Below are 21,000 nucleotides of genomic sequence, written 5' to 3' on the forward strand. Positions count from 1 at the left end.
CACTGGCTAATTGAAATTCAATCTACCTGCCGCCACGTTGTATGCGCTATTACGCCTAGCACATTGAAATTAATCGGGTAACTTGACTTCTTCGCCCGCGCGCAAACCAGCAGCCACTTCGATATGGGCGCGACCTTGATAATCAAGCGCTTCGCCAAGCCTAACTAAGCGCCGTTCTAGGCGGTTTTCTCGCCACACATATACATAATTCAACTGACCAATCTGAGTTATCGCGACCTTGGGAATATGCGTAACCACACGGCTACCCGCCGGAACGGAAACGGTTCCATACATTCCCGGATAAAGGCCTTGAATCGTTTCCGGAACTAACCGAATGACAAAGCTACGCGAGGCTGTATCAGCGGCCGGCTCCATTTCTACAACTTGTGCGGGAAGATGTTCAGCCAAAGCATCAAGTGAAATCTGCAAGATATCACCAACCGCAATATTCGGTAATACCGATTCGCTAACCGATGCTTCTAGCCGCAAGCTTTCTGGCGAATACAGGCCAACTAAAAACATGCCCGGAGTTGCCGTATCGCCGGTAAACACCGCTCTTCGGCTGATAACACCAGAAAACGGCGCCAGGATAACACTGAAACTTTCACTGGTTCGTGCTTCAAATAATGATTCACGTGCGCGAATGAGGTCTGCCTCAGCACTATCACGCGCAGCACGCGCTTCGTCAAGACGTGCTGCCGGGAGCACACCTTGCGAAACGACCGCTTCAATACGTTGAAAGCTTGAGCGTGCTTCGTTTACCCGCGCTTGTGCGGCGGCCAACGATTGTTCTTGTTGACGCACTCGCGAACTAAGATCATCATTTTCTAAACGCAACAACACATCACCGGCTTGCACTTTATCACCAGCATCTACCAATACTTCAGCAACTCGAGCAGTTATACGCGCCGATATAGCCGCTTGCTGACGCGCTTGAATCGTACCACTGAAGGTTCTACGTTGAACTCGTGATTCTGCAATAACCTGAGCGGTACGCGGCTTCGTTTCCGATTTAACGGCCATTGGCTCCGTATTCAATTTCGCAACAAAAGCATTTGCCAACCAAGCAAAAACTAAAAGCAGGCCAACGAACCCAGCAATAATTGCGAGTATGCGTTTTATCTTCATGCTTCGTGCTCCTGTTGCGGTTTATGACCCGTACCGTGCCCTTCAGTGCCGTTGTACATCATGTAATACACCACCGGAATAACAAGTAAAGTGAATAAAGTTGAGGCCGTGATACCAAATATCACTGCCCAAGCTAACCCATTAAAAATGGGGTCCAAAGTAATGACGATATTCGCCAGCATCGTTGTTCCGGCCGTAAGTAAAATTGGTCGTGTACGCGCGGCACCTGCATCAAACAAGGCTTCTTTTAGCGTACAATCACTTTGTAAACGCTGCTGAATGAAATCAATTAATATAAGTGCGTTACGTACCACTATTCCAGCCAAAGCAATCATGCCAATCATCGCCGTAGCCGTGAATAGAGCTGGGTTTGGGTAACCGGCAATATCTGCGCTAAACATATTCAGAAACCAAAACCCGGGCATAATGCCGATTACCGTAAGCGGTATTGATAACATCATAATGCCCGCCACCGCTTTTAATCGAGTTTGCAGTACCATCACGATATAAACCCCAAGGAGCGCAACCCCGTAAGCGATACCTAAATCACGAAACACATCGAGAGTTATTTTCCACTCCCCTTCGCCACTCCACACAACATCGATATCACTTGGCACCTGCCAACCCAAACCCGAACCATTATTAAAGTAATGCCGTTGCCAATGAGGCACTTTCTCATTGCTTTCACTGTTCTGATCTACCATCACATCGGCAACAACGTCGGCGGGCACCCGGCCAACCGGTTCTGCATACACGTAAACTACAGGCCGCAGGTTTTTGTGAAGAATCGGCCGATTAGCTGGCAACTCAACGAACTCACCTAGCTCCGCAAGAGGTACCAATGGTGCTGGCGCTGCAGTTAATCCTGATGCGCTGCTTTGCTGAGCAAACCCACGTTGACCTCGAACATAAAGTGATAAAAGATGATCTGGGTTATCACGTAACCTTTCTGGCAGCCGAATTTCAATCGGCAGCGGGTTAATTTCGTTTTCCTGCTGCAAAAAATCTATCGTCCAGCCACCGCTAGCAGCCTGAATACTCTCATGAATATCGTTTGCACTAATACCTGATAAAGCTGCTTTTTCCCGATCAATCACGAAACGCCACACTTTGTGCTCGTCCGGTACCGAAGTATCTACCTCACTCACAAAATCTTCTTGCCGTATACGATCAGCAAGCACCTGTGCAGCATTTTCTATTTCCGAATAAGGCGTTTCATCGGCGCCATATAATTCGGCAACAATAGTGGCTAAAACTGGAGGCCCTGGCGGCATTTGTACAATTTTTAGCTGTGCACCTACATCGCTGGCAATCGCTTCGAGCGGATCACGCAAGCGATTCACCATTTCATTCGATTGCATGCTACGGCGCGATTTATCGGCAAGAACTATCCGCACTTCGCCGTGCCATGGCTGATTTCGATTCGAATAGTGGCGCACCATACCATTGAAATCCATTGGCGAAGCAACCCCTGTGAATGTAGCAATCGCGCTAACCTCGGGCACTGTTTGTAGATACTCAGCAAAACGCTCAAGGGCCATAGCCGTGCTCTCCAATGGCTCGCCCTCACGCATATCAACAACGAGCTGAAGTTCATTCTTGTTATCATGCGGCAAGAGCTTCAACGGTACCAAACGCAATACAGGTAACAAGGCTGCGAGTATGAATAAGCCAGCCACACTCCATAGAAAAACCTTGCTGCGTTTACGTGAATCTAATAGGGGTTCAAGCGTTTTTCGATACCCTCTATAGATTAGCGAACTGCTCGGGTCGTAGGCACCCTTTTGCTTTGCCTTGCCCATTATTTTCCATGCCAGCCATGGCGTGATCAAAAATGCGGTAATGGTTGAGAAAATTACGCTAATAGGTACATTGAACGCCATTGGCCCCATATAGGGCCCCATCATGCCGGTAATGAAAAACATGGGTGTGAAAACGATAATAATGGCTAGGGTAGACATTAATAGCGCGCTGCGAATTTCAACCATAGCCGCCACTACAGCTCGTTTCGAAGCTTTACCTTCGGCACGAATGTGGCGCTCAATATTATCAATTGCCGCGATCGGATCGTCGACAATTAAGCCTAGTGCCAATATCAACGCAAAGAGAGTAACCCGGTTAATGGTGTAGCCGAACAAAAGATCCATGCCGAGGGTTGCGCCATACGCGATTGGAATTGCAATTGCCACCACAATAGCGGCTCGCCAACTTAAGAAAAGCCCTACGAATACCACTACCACTAACACAGCAACCACGAGGCTGCTAACCAGCTCCGATACTTTTTCATCGGCAGTTTCGCCGTAATTACGAATTACGGAAACTGCTACGCCCTCAGGTAGCCACGTAGCCTCTAATTCTTCAAGCTGAGCAAGTACGTCGCCTGCTACCCACACTGCATTTGCACCGCGCTGTTTTGCTACCGAAATGTAAACCGCAGGATATTTCTCGCCATACATGGTTCCGGATTCAACAACCGCGCTGTTTGTCATCCCGGTAAACTCTGGCCCCGGGTAAAAAGCGGTATAATTCTTCGCCTGCTCCGGGCCATCAGTGATCTCGGCTACGTCCCTTAAATAAACGGCTCTTTCGTTCACGACATTGACAACGGTATTCGCCAACTCCGCCGCACTGGCAAAAAACGCTCCGCTTTCAACTTGGATGACACGCCCTTGCTGATGTAGTTCGCCGGCACTCACTTGCGTGTTGCTCACCTGAATTGCACGAGCAACATCGGCAATAGTGGTGCTGTGGGCAGCAAGGCCCACGCTATCCAGCGCAATTTGAATCGTGCGCGCCTGGCCACCCACTACTGACACCTGATTGGTATTATCAACCGCTTTTAATTTCTGTGTAGCTTGTTCTGCTATTCGGCGCAGTGCGAATGCATCGTGTTGCTCTGGGTCAGTACTATAAAGTGCAGCAACTATGATAGGAACGTCGTCGATTTCAACGGGTTTAACGGCCCAAGTTTTTACAACCGCAGGAATCTGATCTTGGCTTGAGTAGATTTTATTGTAGAGTTTTACAAGTGAATCTTCTCGATCTTCACCCACATAAAAGCGCACCGTAACATTGGCGTAATCGCGATTGGATTGGGAGTAAACATACTCCACACCATCAATTTGAGATACGAGGCGCTCAAGTGGTTCGGTAACCTGGGTAGCAATTTGCCGCGCTGAAAGCCCCGGAGCACTCACTCTAACATCGGCCATCGGCACAACGATTTGCGGATCTTCTTCACGCGGCGTGAGCAATAGAGCAAAGGCACCTAGCAATAATGCCAAGCCAATTAGAATCGGTGGGAAGGCGCTATTTAAGAACCACCTAACCACACCGTTGTTAGCGCTTTGCTCTGCCTTGATATCGCTCACTTTTGGCTCCAATAATTAATATGGCAAATTACTTGAACGCCTGACCCGGTTTTAAACCTGCAGCTTTTAGTATTTTCGCTAATGGGCAGAAGCCGGTAAATGCCGCTTGTAAAAGGTTCAAACCAATAAAGCCTGTGAGTAGCAACCAGCCTTGATGTACCTGCCAAGCTAAAAGCACTGATAACAACACCACGAAGCCAGCAAACGCAAAAACAAAACGATCGATATTCATTTTCATACCCTCCATTAGGATATTCTAATATTTAAAACCCAAAAAAAAGTTACTCGCAAAAGATGCTATGTAAACTTTCCAAAATTTGTAACGCATTTTTATCCGCAATACGATAAAGCACAGTGGTGCCTTGTTTGCGAAAGCTAACAATTTTCTGCTCACGCAATTTTGCTAAATGCTGTGAAAGCGAGGATTGTGATAAGCCCACTTTTTTTTCCAGCTCACCAACCGACATTTCACCGTTTACCAAATGGCACAGCACCATCAATCGATAGCTATTTGCTAACGATTTCAACAAGCTCTCTGCTGAGCTCGCGTTTTCTTGCATTTGATGTATTGAGATAGTTTTCATATTGAACATTATATTAGCTTTTTCTAATTTAACAAGAGCTTTACTTATTTTAAAACCAGAAGTGCATGATAAATAACTTAAAATTTAATATAATGGCGGTTTAATGATATGTATCAAAGTATTTTACGAGCAAATAGGAGGTAATAGTCATTCGTTTAGCCACCTTATCTTCAAAGGTAGCGGAGAATACATCATGAGTGATTTAAATAGCGTGTTGATCATTGAGGAGCGAACCGATTCGCTTTCTCTTGTTGAAGACGTATTCAAAACCCACATTGGTAAAATTACACCAATAAAGCTGCCTATGGCACCGCAATCAGTGTCTACAGCTATTGCGAGCGAGCCCGAGTTGATCGTGCTTGAGGCTTCTAAACGCGGTTACGCCGCATTAGCAAAGCTTCGAAAAAGCTGTGTTCCTTCCAGAATTATCATGTTTTCAGCTTCAGATGCAGAAACGGATATCCTTAATGCTATTCGCAACGGGGCGGATGGTTATTTGTTAAAGGATACCGATCCAGCACAGCTATCCGCGTTATTAACAAAAGCCCTACAAGGAAAAATGGCACTAAGCGAGGGCGTTGTTGAGATCTTAGCCAAAGCATTACGTTATTCGGAAAGTGAAATTCAACAGGCTTCGCAGCAACCGTTAACAAAACGAGAAAAGGAAATTTTACGTTTGCTCACCGAGGGCAAGAGCAACCGAATCCTAGCAGAGGAACTGGCGATTTCGGAAGGTACTGTGAAGGTACATATAAAAAATATTCTGAAGAAGCTAGGGCTGCGTTCACGCATGCAGGCTGCTCTTTGGCAATTAAAGCGCTAAAACATCCATCATGATATTCTAGCGCTCGCGGCCAAAGGGCCTCAGAACGCTGGTAACCCCGTTTGTGCCCTACCCAGAATTAACGCGTGAACATCGTGCGTGCCTTCATAGGTATTAACCGCCTCGAGGTTCATAACATGCCGGATAACGTGGTATTCATCGGAAACACCATTACCACCATGCATATCCCGTGCCGTTCGTGCTATATCTAATGCCTTCCCACAACTATTCCGTTTAATCAGGCTAATTGTCTCGGGCGCCAACATGTTCTCATCGGCCATCCTGCCGGCCTGTAAAGCTCCTAATAGCGCTAAACTAATTTCAGTTTGCATATCCGCAAGCTTTTTCTGAACTAACTGTGTTGCCGCCAACGGGCGCCCAAATTGTTCACGATCTAGCGTATATTGACGTGCGGCGTGCCAACAAAATTCTGCCGCTCCCATAGCCCCCCATGCTATTCCATACCGGGCCTTGTTTAAACATTTAAATGGACCTTTCAAACCGGTGATATCAGGAAAAATATTTGCTTCCGGGACAAATACATTATCCATAACGATCTCGCCGGTTATCGATGCTCGAAGGCTAAACTTACCCTCAATTTTTGGGGCACTTAACCCTTCCATACCTTTCTCGAGCACAAAACCTCGAATAACACCTTCAAGCTTTGCCCACACTACAAACACATCTGCTATCGGGCTGTTCGTGATCCACATTTTGCTGCCTGTTAAACGATAGCCGCCCGCTACCTTTTGAGCTCTGGTTTTCATACTTGCTGGATCTGAACCAGCATCGGGCTCAGTAAGGCCAAAACATCCTACCCACTCACCGCTGGCCAATTTTGGTAAGTATTTCTGCCGTTGTGTTTCGGTACCAAATTCATAAATCGGATACATAACTAATGAACTTTGCACGCTCATCGCGCTGCGGTAACCGCTATCAACCCGTTCAACTTCACGCGCAATAAGACCGTAACAAACATGGTTTACACCCGCACCACCATAGGTTTCCGGAATAGTGGCACCAAGCAAACCAAGGTCACCCATTTCATGCATGATCTCTCGATGAAAATGTTCCTGGCGATTGGCCATCAAAATCCTAGGCTGTAACTTTTTTTGGCAATAGTCATGCGCACTATCGCGCACCATACGCTCTTCATCAGTTAATAATGATTCAATTAAAAACGGGTCTTGCCAATTAAAGGCGGATTGTTTGCTCATTATGTCCTCAACTCGGTTGTATTAATCAACCTTGCGGCGGGTTTCGATGATTACCGTGGCGGTTCCTGCTTCTGGGTTCTCAAAAGCCATAATCATGCCATTTTGAAACCAATCTTCTTCTTGCAAATAGCGGTTCAACACACTCGTGTTGAATGATTGACCCGGTTCGGTAAGCTCTAACGACATCTCGCAATAGCTGGTACGGCACTCTAAGTCGATTACATTGATATGCCGAAATTCTTCTTCTCGAATAAAGAAATCTTGCAAGTTTTGTTCAATCGGATAAGCCCAACTCGGGTCTACCGGTTCTAGCTCGCGGCGCACCGCCATATCGTCATTACTTAGATGGCCATCTTGTGCATTTTCAATAGCGCGAGCTAATGCGGTAACACTATTCCTAGTTTGCTCACTTTGTTCTCCAGCTGCTTCTTGCTGATTGCGTTCTTGTTCTGCAATTTCACCTGCCTGATCACGCAAATCAGCCAATAACCGCTCTTGCTCTTGCACTCTCGCTTCGAGTGATTGATTTTGAGCCTGGAGTTCGCCCACTAAGGCTTCTAGATTACGTTCGTTTTCGTCTACGCGATGGTTCAGCGAAGTATTCACTAAGCTCTCATTCGCGTTGAGATCAGAAACTTCTTGGCTACTCTCTTGCCACAGTAGAATTGCCAACACTGAAATAATAACCACATAAATGATATGTACGAACTTAGCCATGATGAAGCCCTTCTATGCACGTTTGCTTACACTACGTTTGATTGAATATTAGCGAATATAATTATCCGAATAAAGATTAAACAAACAGCCTTTGCACACGCTAAACCTGAATCTTGATCTACTTCAATTTCTTGCCTAGTAAATAACAAAAAGGCACCCGAAGGTGCCTTTTCTAAAGATTCATTTCTAGTTGAAATTAACGAGTACGTGGCACTCGGATTTCAACAGAAAGTGCAGCTTCAGTACGACGGTTGCGCTCGTTAGCAGATAAACTAATTTCGTTTACTACTGGACGGCTCATACCGTGGCCAACTGTAGTGATACGGCTACGGCTAATACCGTGGCTGTTCACAAGGATATCGGCAACAGCTTTCGCACGACGCTCAGATAAATCACGGTTATATTCAGCAGTACCGATTAAATCGGTGTGGCCGTTGATAACTACTTCAGTATCTGTGTGCTCTTTCATGAAATCAGCTAAACGGCGAACATCACCATTATAATCACTAGTTACACGAGCTGAATCGAACTCAAAGCCTACACGTAAATTTTCAGAAACCTGTTCAGTTGTGTACACAGTACAACCACGGCTATCTACAACATGGTTGCGTGGTGTGTTAGCACAATCATCGCGGTAATCTGGAACGCCATCACGGTCGCTATCAGTTTCGCGGTCAGTAGTTTCTGCTGGGGTTGTATCTTGCGTTGCAGCTGCTTCACGCTCATCACGGTTCAACCATGCATTAAGTGCTGGACCACCTTCGCCGAAGCGATAGTTTGCACTTACGATGAATGAAATATCGTTGTAATCAGAGCTAAATTGCGGAGCAACCTCAGCACGGATAAACCATTTTTCGTTGAACGAATGTCTGTAACCAAGTGTTGCACGGTACATTAGATCACGATGACGCTGAACACGTGTTGCGTTGAAACCAGCACCTGCATATACGTTTTCGTTGAGGAAAAATAGTGCGTCGGTACCAAACATATGACCAGTAGCGCTATTAGTAAGCCCTTCTACGTCAGTTTTAACGCGATCCCAGTATGTACGAACTGCCCAACGGTCAGTTAGCGGAACAGAGAACTCTAGACCGATTTGCGGCGAGTTAAAACCATCATCAATGAAATGACCAATATTGGCGTTATCAACGAAAATGCGGTCACCGTCAATTGAAGTAATATTCAATCGAGCACCGAAAGAGAATGATTCGGTTCCTGTGAAGTTTTCTAAAGCCTTGGCTTGTGGGCTAACTAGCATTAGGCCAGCTATTGCCGCAGGTATTGCTATTCCAGTAATTTTATTCATAAGGGATTCCTTCTTTCCTTCAGCTGCTCCACTAACCCGGGAGGGTTGGGGGGGTATCAACCCTTATTCTGGCTTAACTAACGACTAATCGTGTTAACTTTACCAAAACTTTTAAAATTCGGTGTCTAACAAGCTATAAAATTCAATGTTTTGTTAAATTAGAATCACGCCACATAAATTTTACGCTCGAAACTCCTTGGAGTATAACATTTAACCTCAGAAGATCAATGTTATACCAACAAACTATTTCGTATAGTTTGCGTTAAGTATTTAACGATTATCTTGCGGCTTTTATTATCCTCTGGCGTTTGAGAAACACACACCAACTCAGTTACTTGCCGCCCAAAAAGCGATGTTATATCAGCTCTAATGGCAACTATTCATAGGCCTTCAAATGGAAAATTGCATAGCCTTTAAGGTCCTCGTCATATTTCTTTACACTTTCTATATTTTCAGCTTCTTCTTTTCCAGCTTCACTATTATTACCCCGAAACTCAACAATAACGCCTTCGGGTAAATCAATTGCCCAGTTTTTATTCAGCGTGAGCGGCAAAATACCGTCGTTGGCCATAGTCATTTCTCGCGCATAATTAGCGATTACTTGCCGCACTTCTTCGCCGCTAGAATGCACTATAGTGCTACCATCAAGGCCAGGAAAGCCGCCACCACCACCTGCGCGGTAGTTATTCACAGCCACAAGAAATCGTTGATCCATATCTAAAGGGGCTCCGGCGAAAGAAACATCAACGACTCGTCGTGCATCAGCATTAATCAGTTCACCGTGCGTGTTGTAGCGCGCTGGCTGCGTAATATCAAAGCGGTATTCGATTCCGCTCAGTACATCAAAGTTAAAACTTGGATTTCCTGTGAATAGCGCTTGCGGTTCATTTAGTTCCGGATCTATTTGCTGATAAGCCAGCGCTGACATTTCTAACCATTCCACTAGCTGAGCGCCCGTTACTTCAACCACTTGCAGCGTATTCGGGTAGACATACAAATCAACCAAGTTACCGAGTGTAAACTCACCAGCCTCAATAATGGTGTAGTCATCAGCACTTTGAAAACCGTTGCGAAATGGCGCAGCGGCGCTTAAAACGGGTAAACCGTCGGCTACTTCACCGCGCGCCTGCAAAGACTCTACCAACCAGGTTTGCGCATCATTGATCAACTGCACTGCGGTACTCGGTTCTATGCGTGCAAACAGCGTTGAAATACGCGCTTCAACTTCACCCAAGGGCTCGTTTAACATGGCTATTGTTTCTTCATGTTCAGCCATAAGCATCGCTTCTAATGCGGTATCTTTACGCTCATCAACGGCGCGCACTGCAACCTCACTGGCCAAAACTTTCCATCCTGCTTCGCTATGTTGTAAACGTAAATCAATTATTCCGAGATGATCACCCCAGTAGCCTGGAGCAACGGCAGGTACGCCACGCACATAACCCGCCTCGTTATCTACTTCTGGTAAATCGTTGTACCCGTCGGAGCCCGGAAATAGCTGATGTTGATGGCCGAACAGAATGGCATCAATGCCCTCAACGCCTGCTAACTGATAGCTCGCCTGCTCAGCGAATTGCGGATAATTATCATAAATACGCAACCCCGAATGCGGTACCGCCACAACAACATCGGCACCCTCGGCGCGCATTTTTGGAATGTAATATTCTGCGGCTTCAACCATATCGCGCACGCGTACTTTGCCAGCTAGATGCTGTTGATCCCAACGCACTATTTGAGGTGGCAGAAAACCAATGAAACCTACTTTTATTTCGTGTTCATTGCCGTGCTGGTCTTGCATTTGCTTGGCTAGAATTACGTAGGGTTCAAACATTGGGTTATCCCAACCTGAATTCACCTTACCCGATTCAGCGGCAGAACTGGCATGAAAAACATTCGCGCTGATATACGGAAACTCTGCACCACGCACCGATTCATGCAAAAATTCAAGACCATAATTAAACTCGTGGTTGCCCATGTTGCCAACATCATATTGCAGATGATTGAGCGCACGAATAATCGGATGGGCGTTTTCCGAAACGTACTCAACACCATTCCGGGCTACCCAATCGCCAAAAGCACTACCTTGGATCAAATCACCATTATCAATCAGGAAATTGTTTGGATTTTCAGCTCGTGCCTCGTGAATCAAGGCAGCTGTATGCACTAGGCCGTATGCATCCGTTGATTGTTGTTGAAAATAATCATAACCCAACATATACGCGTGCAAATCAGTGGTTTCGATTAAACGCAAGTTTACTTCAGCAGGAGCAGTAGGTTTACTGCAGCCACCTAACAACACCCCTGAAATAAGTACAGCACTCAGCGTAATTTTTAGCATTTTCATATTCATTTCCATTGCTTGGATTAAATATTATTCACTCAGCAACCAACCATGATTGCGCCAACTTAGCCGCTTCCCCATATTCCGGTAATATTGGCTGCATTAATTCTGCGATATTGTTTTCCAACTGCCACGGCGGATTTACGATTAACATTCCAGCCCCATACATACCGCGTTCACCCGTATTTGCTTGGTAATGAAATTCGCTTTGCAATACGGGTAATGCAACTTCCGTACGAATCTGTTCGAGTAAAGCCTCGTGCTTTGCTGCGGGTAACAGCGGATACCAAATTAACACCACGGCATGACGGCAACGTTGCAACACCTTGATCGCCGCCGCAGCGACATCATCGTATTCCGTTTTATTTTCATAAGCTGGATCTATTAAAACAAGTAAACGCGGTGTTTTCGGCGGTAATAATTTTAGTACACCTTGCAAACCATCGCCGTAAACTACTCTACCCGTTTGCTGTTCACCGTATGTACTCAGAACATCATGCTCTGCTGGGTGTAATTCAAATACCGTGTGCCTATCTTGTGCTCTGCGCAACCGCGAAACCCAACCCGGCGATCCGGGGTAAAATCGCAATTGTTTTGCGTTAATTAACTGACCACGATTGGTTTCTTCAGCATTCGCCGAATCTAACGCCGCGAAAAATTCCGCCCAAACCGAATTCGGAATTAGGGTATCGCGCAGAGGCACCATACGCGCAACACCTGCCGTGAACTCACCGGTTTTTTGCGCCTGGGCATCAGTTAAATCATAGTGTCCTTTACCAGCATGTGTATCAAAATAGTGAATAGCACTTTCTTTTGCCTGTAAGCGCTTAATCACAGCGATAAGCGTGAGATGTTTGTGAATATCGGCAGCATTGCCAGCGTGATATCCGTGCTGATAACTGAGCATAATAAAAAATTTCCGTGGTTTTCTGAGCGTGAGCTCGCAAGTACATTAGCGCCTGAATATATTGGCTTTAGATTACCGTGAAATCAGGTTTTTGTCGCGGATCCTCGCGGATAAACCCCGGAATAATGTAGAACGCGTGAAAATTTTATTGGCCAATGCGCGTAACGTGCACCCAATTCCATTATGCATTACTCTAGAAAAAACAAAATTCAAAGGAAAAACCATGGCAAAACTCATTCGCAAACCTGCTCTTTTCGCTAGTTTTACCGCCGCGCTCGCCCTTTCCACGCAACTAGTGTGCGCCAGCACTGCCGAGCCAATTACCAACGTTGAGCCCAAACTCGGTGATTTGCATGAACATATCGAACGCACTCGTGCGCAATGGGGTATTCCAGGTGTAGCCATTGCGGTTGTGCATAAAGACGAAATCATTCACCTATCGGGTTACGGTGTACTCAAGCAAAGCGAAACTGCAGCTGTGAATCCCGATACCCTTTTCGGCGTGGCTTCTACATCAAAGGCAATGACGGTCGCTACCCTTGGCATGCTAGTAGATGAAGGTAAACTTGATTGGGACGACAGGGTTATTGATCACCTGCCATGGTTTCAACTCGCTGATCCTTGGGTCACCCAAGAAGTGCGTATTCGTGATTTGCTCACGCACCAAGTAGGTGTCGGCCGAATGACGGGAAATCGAATCCAGTTCATGCCTACAGCAGATCGTGAAACTGTTATCCGGCAAATGCGTTATCACGAATTTGAAGCGCCTTTTCGTTCGCGCTATGTGTATAGCAATGTCATGTACTCGGTTGCCGGTGAAATCGTAGCGGCTATCACCGGCAAAAGCTGGGATACCGTAATGGCCGAGCGGCTATTTGCGCCTCTCAATATGACCCGTTCAAATACATCGATTACGCAGTTCGCGGAAACCGACAGTAATATCGCATGGCCACACCAATGGATCGACGGTGAGCTGGTAGAAATTCCACGCCGTAACTTCGATAATGTTGGCCCGTCGGCGTCTGTGAATACCACCGCATATGATATGGCGCAATGGATGCGATTACAGCTTGGGGAGCCGGGCGTATATGAAGGTAAACGTTTATTGAGCGAAGCGGTAATGGCGGAAATGCATCAGCCGCAAGTTGCACTCAGCCGTGGGGAGCGCACCGATGCGGTACGCGCTTATGGCTTTGCATGGACACTTGATGAATATAAAGGCTTCCAACGGAGCCAACATGGTGGTGCTACCGATGGCTTCAATACATCGCTCGTATTAGTGCCGGAACTTGATTTGGGTATTGTAGTCATTACGAATACGTTTAGTACCTACATGCACGCTCTGGTAAATACGGTGGTTGATCGTATGGCGGAGTTGCCAGAACAAGATTGGAACAGTGAATATTTCGAGGCCTACAATGCGCAATACGAGCGTGTGCTGACGGCACGCCAAGCAATCGAAGCAAAGCGGGAATTAAACACAACGCCGAGTATGCCCGCTGAGCAACTTCTTGGTAGCTACACGGATCCGCAATACGGAGAGGTAACCGTATTTACAAACGCTGATGGTGGTTTGTCCCTGCATTTTTGGAATGATGGTATTTCGATTCTCGATTTAGAGCATTGGTACCACGATACCTATCGCGCAGTTTGGCGTAACCGAGCGCAACGCGAGAAATTTGTTCACTTCACGCGCGGCCGTGATGGCAAGCCAGCAAGCCTAGAGGTAACGTGGACACTGCGGCCACATATGCTGCAAGTAGGCATTTATCCAACATCCTATTCTCGCGATGTAAGCTTTAAACGCCAGTAAATGATAATTTCTGAGGCGTATGGTTTGCGCCCACAAAAAACGCCAGTGATCGTTAAAAAATCACTGGCGCTTCTCTAAAAGAATCAAACTAAAGCAAAAAAATAAAGCCTCGAGCGATAGTGAGCACTTACAAATCATCTAAAATATGAGCACGAATGCGTTTAATGGCTTGGCTATGTAATTGCGATACCCGTGATTCAGTAACATCAAGCACCGCACCAATTTCTTTTAGGTTCAGTTCCTCTTGATAATATAGTGCCATGACCAACTTTTCTTTCTCCGGTAAACTTCCGATTGCGTGCGCTATCAACTCTTTACGTTCACCTGAGAACAATGCCTCAGCCGGAGAATCATGAGCGCCGCCATTACCACTCAGCTCAGTTTGTTCCGTTACCACTTCATCATAAGAAAGCACCAAACCATTATTAGTATCTAACAACAGTTTCTGATACTCCTCCAAAGGCATATCTAAGGCTTCGGCTATTTCTCTTTCTTCCGGTACTCGACCCAACTGATGCTCAAGCTTACGCATACACGCTTCCACATCGCGAGCATTCCGCCTTACACTACGGGGCAACCAATCGCGAGAACGCAACTCATCAATCATTGCACCGCGGATACGCTGATGCGCAAAAGTTGAGAATGCAGCGCCAGCAGTTGGATCAAAGCGTCCAAAGGCATCCAGCAATCCTTCAAGGCCAGCCTGAATAAGATCATCAATATCGACACCGGCCGGCAGCCTTACCTGCAACGAGAGCGCTTGCCGCCGAACCGTTGGGTAGTATTGCTGCAGAACCGATTCCCGATTCATTTTGCCTTGTGCTGTATACATAAACTCGTATTTGCCCTTGAATCTGGTTTAAGTGCCACTCTCTGTGTTCATGCTTTCGCTTGAGTAACGCACACAAATTAAATCAAGATTAAAGAAATTGCGCGCACACTCACGAACATTGTTGATCAAGCCCCGAGTAGAAACCACCGGAGGGTGCAATAATAGAATACGCTGCGGCCCTCCACTAACATGCAGTTTTCGCATAGCATTATAAGCACGTTGAAAGCCATTTGTATCCGGCTCAACCCATAATGCCCAACGCGGAAAGCGTTCCGCAAGTTCTTGCATGTCGGTGTGCACAAACTCCGCTGGTATTAATTCCCAAGATTCGGGATCTCCTACCCAGCGCCGGCCTTGTTCAGCCAATCTACTTAGTTGTTTTCGTACCGCTTGGGTATCGCCATCGCCTCGCGAAGGTAGCCCTATAACCACCAACGAATACTCTGGTGATGCGGCACTATCAGGTGTTCTATTTTTAGTTGCCCAATCTCTTAATCCGGCGGCTTGATCACTACTCACTTCGAACTCCTGCTGCCGACATAATTTGCATTGCTACCGTAGCTTCTAGTAAATGAATTAGCCCTGCTAATATTTTTTGTGCATTTGCTTTTCCGCGCTTGCCCGGTAGGCTTAATAACCTCTGGCGCGCTGTATTGAATGCCGGCAACATGCTGTGCTCAACATGAATGGCACTTGCCGCTAAACTTGTTGCTAATGCAACCAAAACCGGTTGTGAGCAATGATCATACCCGCTTTTTTGCAATAGCCCAAAAGCTTGCCGCGTTAAACTTGCAGCTTCATCACCCAAGAGTTGACCAATAATCAAACCCTTCGCATTTTCTTCCGGGAGCGTAACGGGGGTTAACCAAAAGCGCCGAACTAAATCGGCATTACGTGAGCTGGCGTTAAGCTCGCCATACCATAATCTGTACTCACCCCCACCACGCGAAAGCCGAACCGTTATAAACCCTAAAGAAAGTTTAGCTGCTTCACCCCGGTATTGCATGGGTGACGTAGACGATTTTTGCATCTTTTGCCGCAAAGAAAGCGCTGCCAAACGGTCATCCGCACTGCCAACGTAAACGCGCTGATTACGGTTGATCACAGCAACCCATTGTTTATCTTGCAGCCAGTTTAATTCTTGTTCCGTTGGCAGCATTTGGAAAATATGTTGCTGTATACCAAGGCTAGCACTGATCTCGGTTATATCTCGCTCTTTGCCATCCGCCAACGCTATAGGCAGTGGTAGCAAGCAACTCGAGGAATTAGCTGGAAGGTTAGCGAGGTGCCATTTCACGCCAGCAACTGGCTTTGGCCGAGCCCAATGCATGCTGGCTGGCCTAACACCTTCTGTTATCTTAGCCACGTTTGCAAACCATTGATCGAGAGCTGTGCTTTGCTGCGTAGCAGGTGCTTCAGCAATAGCGAGTAACTCCTCGACATTGGCAAAACCAGGTAAATCGTTACGAAGCTGGTCGTATAAGCTCGCGAGCGTTTTGCCTTGCGCCTGCAGTGTGCCCGATGACGCTCGGCTCGGGGTATTGCTCTCGGCATTGTAATTCGCTAACCACTGGCTAAATTCGGCATATTCCGCTGCTGCACTATTTAATGCTAAATTCACCAAATTAGTTGTATCTGGCAGCTCCAAATCTTCTGGAACGCGCTGTCCATTGGAAACAAAATGCAGTATCAACCCGTGTCGAATCAATACATCAATCGCACCACCCAAGCGCACTGATTCATCAACCTTTGATATAATACAATCGTTGATTAGCATATTGGTTTGCTTTGCCATTTTTTGAAATAGCTGCACAACCTCATCTAAATTTTCCCGCTGGCTAGCACTATTTAACACCAGAACCAACCGGGTTTTTGCCGCACTTTGCGTACCTGTTTGTAGGTCTGCAATGCGCTGCGTAAGGCGCTGATCACGTTGGCTCATGCCCACAGTATCAATCAACACCAGTTTCTTGCCACGCATTTTATCTTGTAGAACGTCTAGTTTTTCACCCTCTTCAAGCGCGTGCATATCAACATCTAACAAGCCTGCATAAATTTTAAGTTGCTCTCGTGCTCCAACGCGATATCCATCCGTAGTTACAAGCAGTAACTGTTCAGGCCCAAACTGCATCACGTAGTGGGCTGCAAGCTTTGCGGTTGTGGTTGTTTTACCAACCCCCGTAGGCCCTACCAATGCAATAACACCATCAGTAAATAATTCGGCAGGGAAATTAGGTAATTGAATACGTTGCTGTAATTGCTCATGCAACCACGCGCTTACATCAGTGCACTTTTTCGGCATCACACTGGCAAGCTCGCGAATCAACTCCGTGCCAAACCCAGCAGCCTGTAAAATGTTCACCATTTCACGAATCGGATGAATTGCCGGCGCCGCTTTTTTCTGCTGATTGTTAAGCATACTGCGCATTTCTTGCACTTCACTCAGCAACCGTTGCGCCAAAGCCGCAAAATCATTTGGGGCCGGGCTATCCGCCTGAGCCACTTTTTCATCCAATGCATCTTCCGCCATGGCTAAAATCTCGTAACCATCATCAAGTTGGCGAGACGACAAGATCATGGCATCGGGCCCCAAGCTTTCTCGAACTTGGCGCATAGCATCACGATTATTGGCACCAAAATAGCGCCTTACACTCATTATTTATCTCCGATTAAAGCGGTAATTTTCAGTGTTCTATCATCCGGAACTTCGGCTTGGGACATTACCACCAAATAACGTAACTGGCGGCGCAGGAAGTGGGCCAACAATGGCCGTAATCCGTGCTGCACTACCAATACTGGCGGTTCACCCATTGATTCCTGCCGCTCTAGTGCAATTCGAGCTTGTTCTTGCAACGTTGCCGCTAAGCCTGGCTCCAGCGCACCGCCATTATTCATGGCTTGCATCAACACCTGCTCAAGGCGGACATCTAATCCCAACACATGTAGTTCGCGCGCGCCGCCAAACCATTTCTGGGTAATGGCTCGCCCTAACGCTAAACGAACTTGTGCTGTTAACTCATGTGCTTCCGGCTGTTGGCCTTCAAATTCAGCTAGTGTATCAAAGATGGTACGCATATCCCGAATCGGCACTTCTTCATCCAGTAGGTTCTGTAAAATACGCTGCAATACGGTGAGCGACACACACTTCGGCACCACATCTTCAACCAAGCCTTTATTCTCTTCTGCCAGCTTATCTACTAACTGTTGAACTTCAGAACGGCCCAATAATTCACCCGAGAATCTTTGTAATAAATGATTTAAGTGGGTGGCCACTACGGTGCTTGCATCCACTACGGTGTAGCCATATATCTGAGCGTGTTCGCGTTCGCCAGCATCAATCCAAACCGCATCTAAGCCGAAAGCTGGATCGGTCGTTTTAATACCATCCACTTCTCCCGTTACTTGCCCTGGGTTTATCGCAAGCCACTTATCAGGATAAATATCTGCCCGGCCAACTTCGCCACCTTTCAGCGTGATCACATAGCTATTCGGGGGTAATTCTAAGTTATCTCGAATATGTACTACCGGCGGTAAGAAGCCGACATCTTGGGCAAACTTCTTCCGTACACTTTTAATACGAACTAATAACTCACCTTGCTGCCGGTCATCTACCAAAGAAATTAAGCGATGCCCTACTTCCATCCCTAACGTATCTACCAGTTGAACATCTTTCCAACTGGCTTCGGGCGATTCAAATTGTGTTACTGGGCCTTCCTCAACTGGCAATATCGCAGCTTTTTGTTTTTGCTTAACCATAATACGCCAAGCCATAAAGCCTAACGACGCTGTAAACAATAAGAACACGAAATTCGGCATTCCTGGCACTAAACCAAGCAAGCCGATTACCACTGCTGCCAAGATCATCACTTTCGGATTAACAAAGAGTTGGCTTACCATTTGCTGGCCAACATCTTGATCGGTGTTTACCCGTGAAACGGTAACACCTGCAGCGGTAGAGATAACCAAGGCCGGGATCTGCGCTACTAGGCCATCACCGATCGCGAGCAAAATATAAGTTTGCGCTGCATCGCCAAAGCTAAGGCCGTGCTGCATGGTGCCTATCAACAAACCACCAATGATGTTAACCACCATGATGATTAAGCCAGCTACAGCATCACCGCGAACAAACTTACTGGCACCATCCATAGAGCCGTAGAAATCGGCTTCTTGCGCAACTTCAGAACGACGACGCCGAGCATCTTCCTCACCAATCAAACCCGCATTCAAATCAGCATCAATAGCCATTTGCTTGCCCGGCATAGCATCGAGCATAAAACGTGCGCCAACTTCAGCGATTCGCCCAGCACCTTTAGTAATAACCATAAAGTTAATGATGACGAGAATCAGGAACACAACTAAGCCAACCGCGAAGTTACCACCCACAAGAAACTGACCAAACGATTCAATTACTTTACCCGCGGCGTCACCTCCGGTATGGCCGTCCATTAATACCACCCGGGTAGATGCAACGTTCAGTGATAAACGAAGCAAGGTAGTAAATAATAGAACGGCTGGGAACGCGGCGAAATCAAGGGGCTTTTCTGCGAACATACTCACCAACAGCACCATAAGTGCTAAGGCGATGTTAAATGTGAAGAGTAAATCCAAAACAAAGGGCGGTAATGGCAAAACCATCATAGCCAAGATCATCAGGATCAGAATCGGGCCGATCAGCATTTGCAAACGGCCATCGGCTAATTTACCGAATTGATTCAGTGAAGGCATTATCCCCTTCATTCATTCCCCTCCTCGGGAGTTTGATTTGGCTCACTATCTTGTTGATGGCGCGGATGTACTTTACGTTCAGCCATCTGTTTTGGTACTACCAGATTCTTCGGTGTTGGCGGAATATCACCACCTTCTACCTTGATTTGCTTCAATCGGAAAGCCCACGCCAATACTTCAGCAACAGCTGTGTACAGGGCCGTTGGTACTTCTCGCTCTAAATCTACGTTGTAAAACAAAGCCCGGGCTAGTGCCGGCGCTTCTAGGCGCGGAATATTATGCTCTTCACCAAGCTCCCGAATCTTTGCAGCTACAGCATCTGAGCCTTTGGCAACCAATCTCGGCGCGCCCATATTTTTGTCATCATACTTTAATGCCACCGCAAAATGCGTTGGGTTGGTAATAATAACATCGGCTTCCGGCACTTTGCTCATCATACGGCCGCGGGAAATAGCCTGCTGCTGGGCCCGAATTCTTGCTTTAACGTGCGGATCACCCTCAGTTTCTTTGTGTTCACGCTTTACTTCTTCTTTGGTCATTTTCAGCTTTTTCGTATGACTATAAAGCTGATAAGGCACATCAATTAAAACAACCACAATCAAAGTGAGCACCATGAGTACCGCAGCTTCGGCCGCCAACTTGAGGGCATTGGTAAGGGCTAGTTGCACCGGTTGCCCCATTAACCCCATGTATTCGCCTTGACGCGTAACCAAAAACACCACTAAAACGCCACCGACTAACGTTGTTTTTGCAATTGCCTTGCCCAGCTCGGCTAATGCTTGGCTGGAAAAAATCCGCTTTAAACCTTTTGCAGGGTTTAATTTCGAGAGTTGCGGCTTCATTCCTTTTGCCGAAACTATCCAGCCACCTAATAAAGCAGGTGCCACTAGTGCCAATACAACCATGAGAATAAATAACGGCATCAAAGCATATAGGCTTTGCAATGCTAAATTAGCTACTTTAGAGAGCATAGGTTCGGGCTCAAAAGCATGCATTCGCTCAAACAAGAACGCCTGCTCCATTACCGTTCCAAGCTGCTCGTAGAGCATTGAACTCATACCCCAGAGACCAATAATACCACCGAACAACAACACGAAAGTGGTCAATTCTCGCGATCGCGCAACTTGCCCCTCATCCCGCGCTTTTTGTAAGCGCCTGGGTGTGGCGGGTTCTGTTTTTTCAGAATCGTCGCTTGTGCTCTGCTCTGCCATTTCTAAGCGTTTCTCTGGGCATTAT

At 46.7% G+C, this 21,000-nt stretch carries 16 protein-coding genes; 2 read left to right on the forward strand and 14 right to left on the reverse strand.

Going from position 1 to position 21,000, the window contains the following annotated elements; translation table 11 throughout:
- Nucleotides 1-69: 69 nt before the first annotated feature.
- From CWE13_RS10735 to CWE13_RS10750, 4 genes are read right to left on the reverse strand one after another with little or no spacing between them, the layout of a single operon-like run.
- Nucleotides 70-1,128: an efflux RND transporter periplasmic adaptor subunit gene (locus CWE13_RS10735; protein WP_126808513.1), complete on the reverse strand. Its 1,059-nt coding sequence runs from the start codon at nt 1,126-1,128 to the stop codon at nt 70-72.
- Nucleotides 1,125-4,499 carry an efflux RND transporter permease subunit gene (locus tag CWE13_RS10740; RefSeq protein WP_338024814.1) on the reverse strand — a complete coding sequence of 1,125 codons (3,375 nt, stop codon included), beginning with the start codon at nt 4,497-4,499 and terminating at the stop codon, nt 1,125-1,127. The genes CWE13_RS10735 and CWE13_RS10740 overlap by 4 nt, the downstream gene beginning before the upstream one ends.
- A gap of 28 nt (nt 4,500-4,527) precedes the next feature.
- On the reverse strand, nt 4,528-4,737 hold the full coding sequence (locus CWE13_RS10745) for a YgaP family membrane protein (RefSeq protein ID WP_420837040.1): 210 nt from the start codon (nt 4,735-4,737) through the stop codon (nt 4,528-4,530).
- Nucleotides 4,738-4,780: 43 nt separating this feature from the next.
- Nucleotides 4,781-5,092, reverse strand: coding sequence for an ArsR/SmtB family transcription factor (locus tag CWE13_RS10750; RefSeq protein WP_338024815.1), 312 nt, complete (start codon nt 5,090-5,092; stop codon nt 4,781-4,783).
- A 184-nt stretch (nt 5,093-5,276) separates the two neighbouring features.
- On the opposite strand from CWE13_RS10750, the gene CWE13_RS10755 reads away from it, so the two are divergent.
- The gene (locus CWE13_RS10755) at nt 5,277-5,906 is read left to right on the forward strand and encodes a LuxR C-terminal-related transcriptional regulator (protein ID WP_157980964.1); all 630 of its coding nucleotides are present in this window, start codon (nt 5,277-5,279) and stop codon (nt 5,904-5,906) included.
- 41 nt (nt 5,907-5,947) lie between these two features.
- Here the strand turns inward: CWE13_RS10755 and CWE13_RS10760 are convergent, their stop codons facing one another.
- The 5 genes from CWE13_RS10760 to CWE13_RS10780 all read right to left on the reverse strand — a co-directional run bounded on the left by CWE13_RS10760 (nt 5,948) and on the right by CWE13_RS10780 (nt 12,394).
- The gene (locus CWE13_RS10760) at nt 5,948-7,123 is read right to left on the reverse strand and encodes an acyl-CoA dehydrogenase (RefSeq protein ID WP_126808519.1); all 1,176 of its coding nucleotides are present in this window, start codon (nt 7,121-7,123) and stop codon (nt 5,948-5,950) included.
- A gap of 21 nt (nt 7,124-7,144) precedes the next feature.
- Nucleotides 7,145-7,840, reverse strand: a complete 696-nt coding sequence (locus CWE13_RS10765) for a hypothetical protein (protein WP_126808521.1) — start codon at nt 7,838-7,840, stop codon at nt 7,145-7,147.
- 196 nt (nt 7,841-8,036) lie between these two features.
- Nucleotides 8,037-9,146, reverse strand: a complete 1,110-nt coding sequence (locus tag CWE13_RS10770; RefSeq protein WP_126808522.1) for an OmpA family protein — start codon at nt 9,144-9,146, stop codon at nt 8,037-8,039.
- A 376-nt stretch (nt 9,147-9,522) separates the two neighbouring features.
- A complete protein-coding gene (locus CWE13_RS10775; protein WP_157980965.1) occupies nt 9,523-11,490 on the reverse strand; it encodes a bifunctional 2',3'-cyclic-nucleotide 2'-phosphodiesterase/3'-nucleotidase in 1,968 nt (655 codons plus the stop codon).
- 31 nt (nt 11,491-11,521) lie between these two features.
- Nucleotides 11,522-12,394, reverse strand: coding sequence for a 23S rRNA (adenine(2030)-N(6))-methyltransferase RlmJ (locus tag CWE13_RS10780; protein WP_126808526.1), 873 nt, complete (start codon nt 12,392-12,394; stop codon nt 11,522-11,524).
- A 223-nt stretch (nt 12,395-12,617) separates the two neighbouring features.
- On the opposite strand from CWE13_RS10780, the gene CWE13_RS10785 reads away from it, so the two are divergent.
- Nucleotides 12,618-14,207: a serine hydrolase gene (locus CWE13_RS10785; RefSeq protein ID WP_126808528.1), complete on the forward strand. Its 1,590-nt coding sequence runs from the start codon at nt 12,618-12,620 to the stop codon at nt 14,205-14,207.
- A 127-nt stretch (nt 14,208-14,334) separates the two neighbouring features.
- Here the strand turns inward: CWE13_RS10785 and CWE13_RS10790 are convergent, their stop codons facing one another.
- From CWE13_RS10790 to flhB, 5 genes are read right to left on the reverse strand one after another with little or no spacing between them, the layout of a single operon-like run.
- Nucleotides 14,335-15,039 carry an RNA polymerase sigma factor FliA gene (locus CWE13_RS10790; protein ID WP_126808530.1) on the reverse strand — a complete coding sequence of 235 codons (705 nt, stop codon included), beginning with the start codon at nt 15,037-15,039 and terminating at the stop codon, nt 14,335-14,337.
- 27 nt (nt 15,040-15,066) lie between these two features.
- Entirely contained in the window at nt 15,067-15,558 is a 492-nt protein-coding gene (locus tag CWE13_RS10795; RefSeq protein WP_126808532.1) for a hypothetical protein, read from the reverse strand.
- Nucleotides 15,551-17,695 carry a flagellar biosynthesis GTPase FlhF gene (gene flhF / locus CWE13_RS10800; protein WP_126808534.1) on the reverse strand — a complete coding sequence of 715 codons (2,145 nt, stop codon included), beginning with the start codon at nt 17,693-17,695 and terminating at the stop codon, nt 15,551-15,553. The genes CWE13_RS10795 and flhF overlap by 8 nt, the downstream gene beginning before the upstream one ends.
- Nucleotides 17,695-19,776: a flagellar biosynthesis protein FlhA gene (gene flhA, locus CWE13_RS10805; RefSeq protein ID WP_126808535.1), complete on the reverse strand. Its 2,082-nt coding sequence runs from the start codon at nt 19,774-19,776 to the stop codon at nt 17,695-17,697. Before flhA ends, flhF begins: the two co-directional genes overlap by 1 nt.
- The gene (gene flhB, locus CWE13_RS10810) at nt 19,773-20,975 is read right to left on the reverse strand and encodes a flagellar biosynthesis protein FlhB (RefSeq protein WP_126808537.1); all 1,203 of its coding nucleotides are present in this window, start codon (nt 20,973-20,975) and stop codon (nt 19,773-19,775) included. Before flhB ends, flhA begins: the two co-directional genes overlap by 4 nt.
- Nucleotides 20,976-21,000 lie beyond the last annotated feature (25 nt).

Origin of the sequence: Aliidiomarina shirensis, from assembly GCF_003987345.1 — a bacterium.
Lineage (GTDB): Bacteria > Pseudomonadota > Gammaproteobacteria > Enterobacterales > Alteromonadaceae > Aliidiomarina > Aliidiomarina shirensis.

Excerpts from the sequence above, each read along its gene's own strand:
- CWE13_RS10735 (WP_126808513.1), bottom strand. The coding sequence starts at position 1,128 with ATGAAGATAAAACGCATACTCGCAATTATTGCTGGGTTCGTTGGCCTG.
- CWE13_RS10745 (WP_420837040.1), bottom strand. The coding sequence starts at position 4,737 with ATGAAAATGAATATCGATCGTTTTGTTTTTGCGTTTGCTGGCTTCGTG.
- CWE13_RS10750 (WP_338024815.1), bottom strand. The coding sequence starts at position 5,092 with ATGTTCAATATGAAAACTATCTCAATACATCAAATGCAAGAAAACGCG.
- CWE13_RS10755 (WP_157980964.1), top strand. The coding sequence starts at position 5,277 with ATGAGTGATTTAAATAGCGTGTTGATCATTGAGGAGCGAACCGATTCG.
- CWE13_RS10760 (WP_126808519.1), bottom strand. The coding sequence starts at position 7,123 with ATGAGCAAACAATCCGCCTTTAATTGGCAAGACCCGTTTTTAATTGAA.
- CWE13_RS10765 (WP_126808521.1), bottom strand. The coding sequence starts at position 7,840 with ATGGCTAAGTTCGTACATATCATTTATGTGGTTATTATTTCAGTGTTG.
- CWE13_RS10770 (WP_126808522.1), bottom strand. The coding sequence starts at position 9,146 with ATGAATAAAATTACTGGAATAGCAATACCTGCGGCAATAGCTGGCCTA.
- CWE13_RS10775 (WP_157980965.1), bottom strand. The coding sequence starts at position 11,490 with ATGAAAATGCTAAAAATTACGCTGAGTGCTGTACTTATTTCAGGGGTG.
- CWE13_RS10780 (WP_126808526.1), bottom strand. The coding sequence starts at position 12,394 with ATGCTCAGTTATCAGCACGGATATCACGCTGGCAATGCTGCCGATATT.
- CWE13_RS10785 (WP_126808528.1), top strand. The coding sequence starts at position 12,618 with ATGGCAAAACTCATTCGCAAACCTGCTCTTTTCGCTAGTTTTACCGCC.
- CWE13_RS10790 (WP_126808530.1), bottom strand. The coding sequence starts at position 15,039 with ATGTATACAGCACAAGGCAAAATGAATCGGGAATCGGTTCTGCAGCAA.
- flhF (WP_126808534.1), bottom strand. The coding sequence starts at position 17,695 with ATGAGTGTAAGGCGCTATTTTGGTGCCAATAATCGTGATGCTATGCGC.
- flhA (WP_126808535.1), bottom strand. The coding sequence starts at position 19,776 with ATGAAGGGGATAATGCCTTCACTGAATCAATTCGGTAAATTAGCCGAT.
- flhB (WP_126808537.1), bottom strand. The coding sequence starts at position 20,975 with ATGGCAGAGCAGAGCACAAGCGACGATTCTGAAAAAACAGAACCCGCC.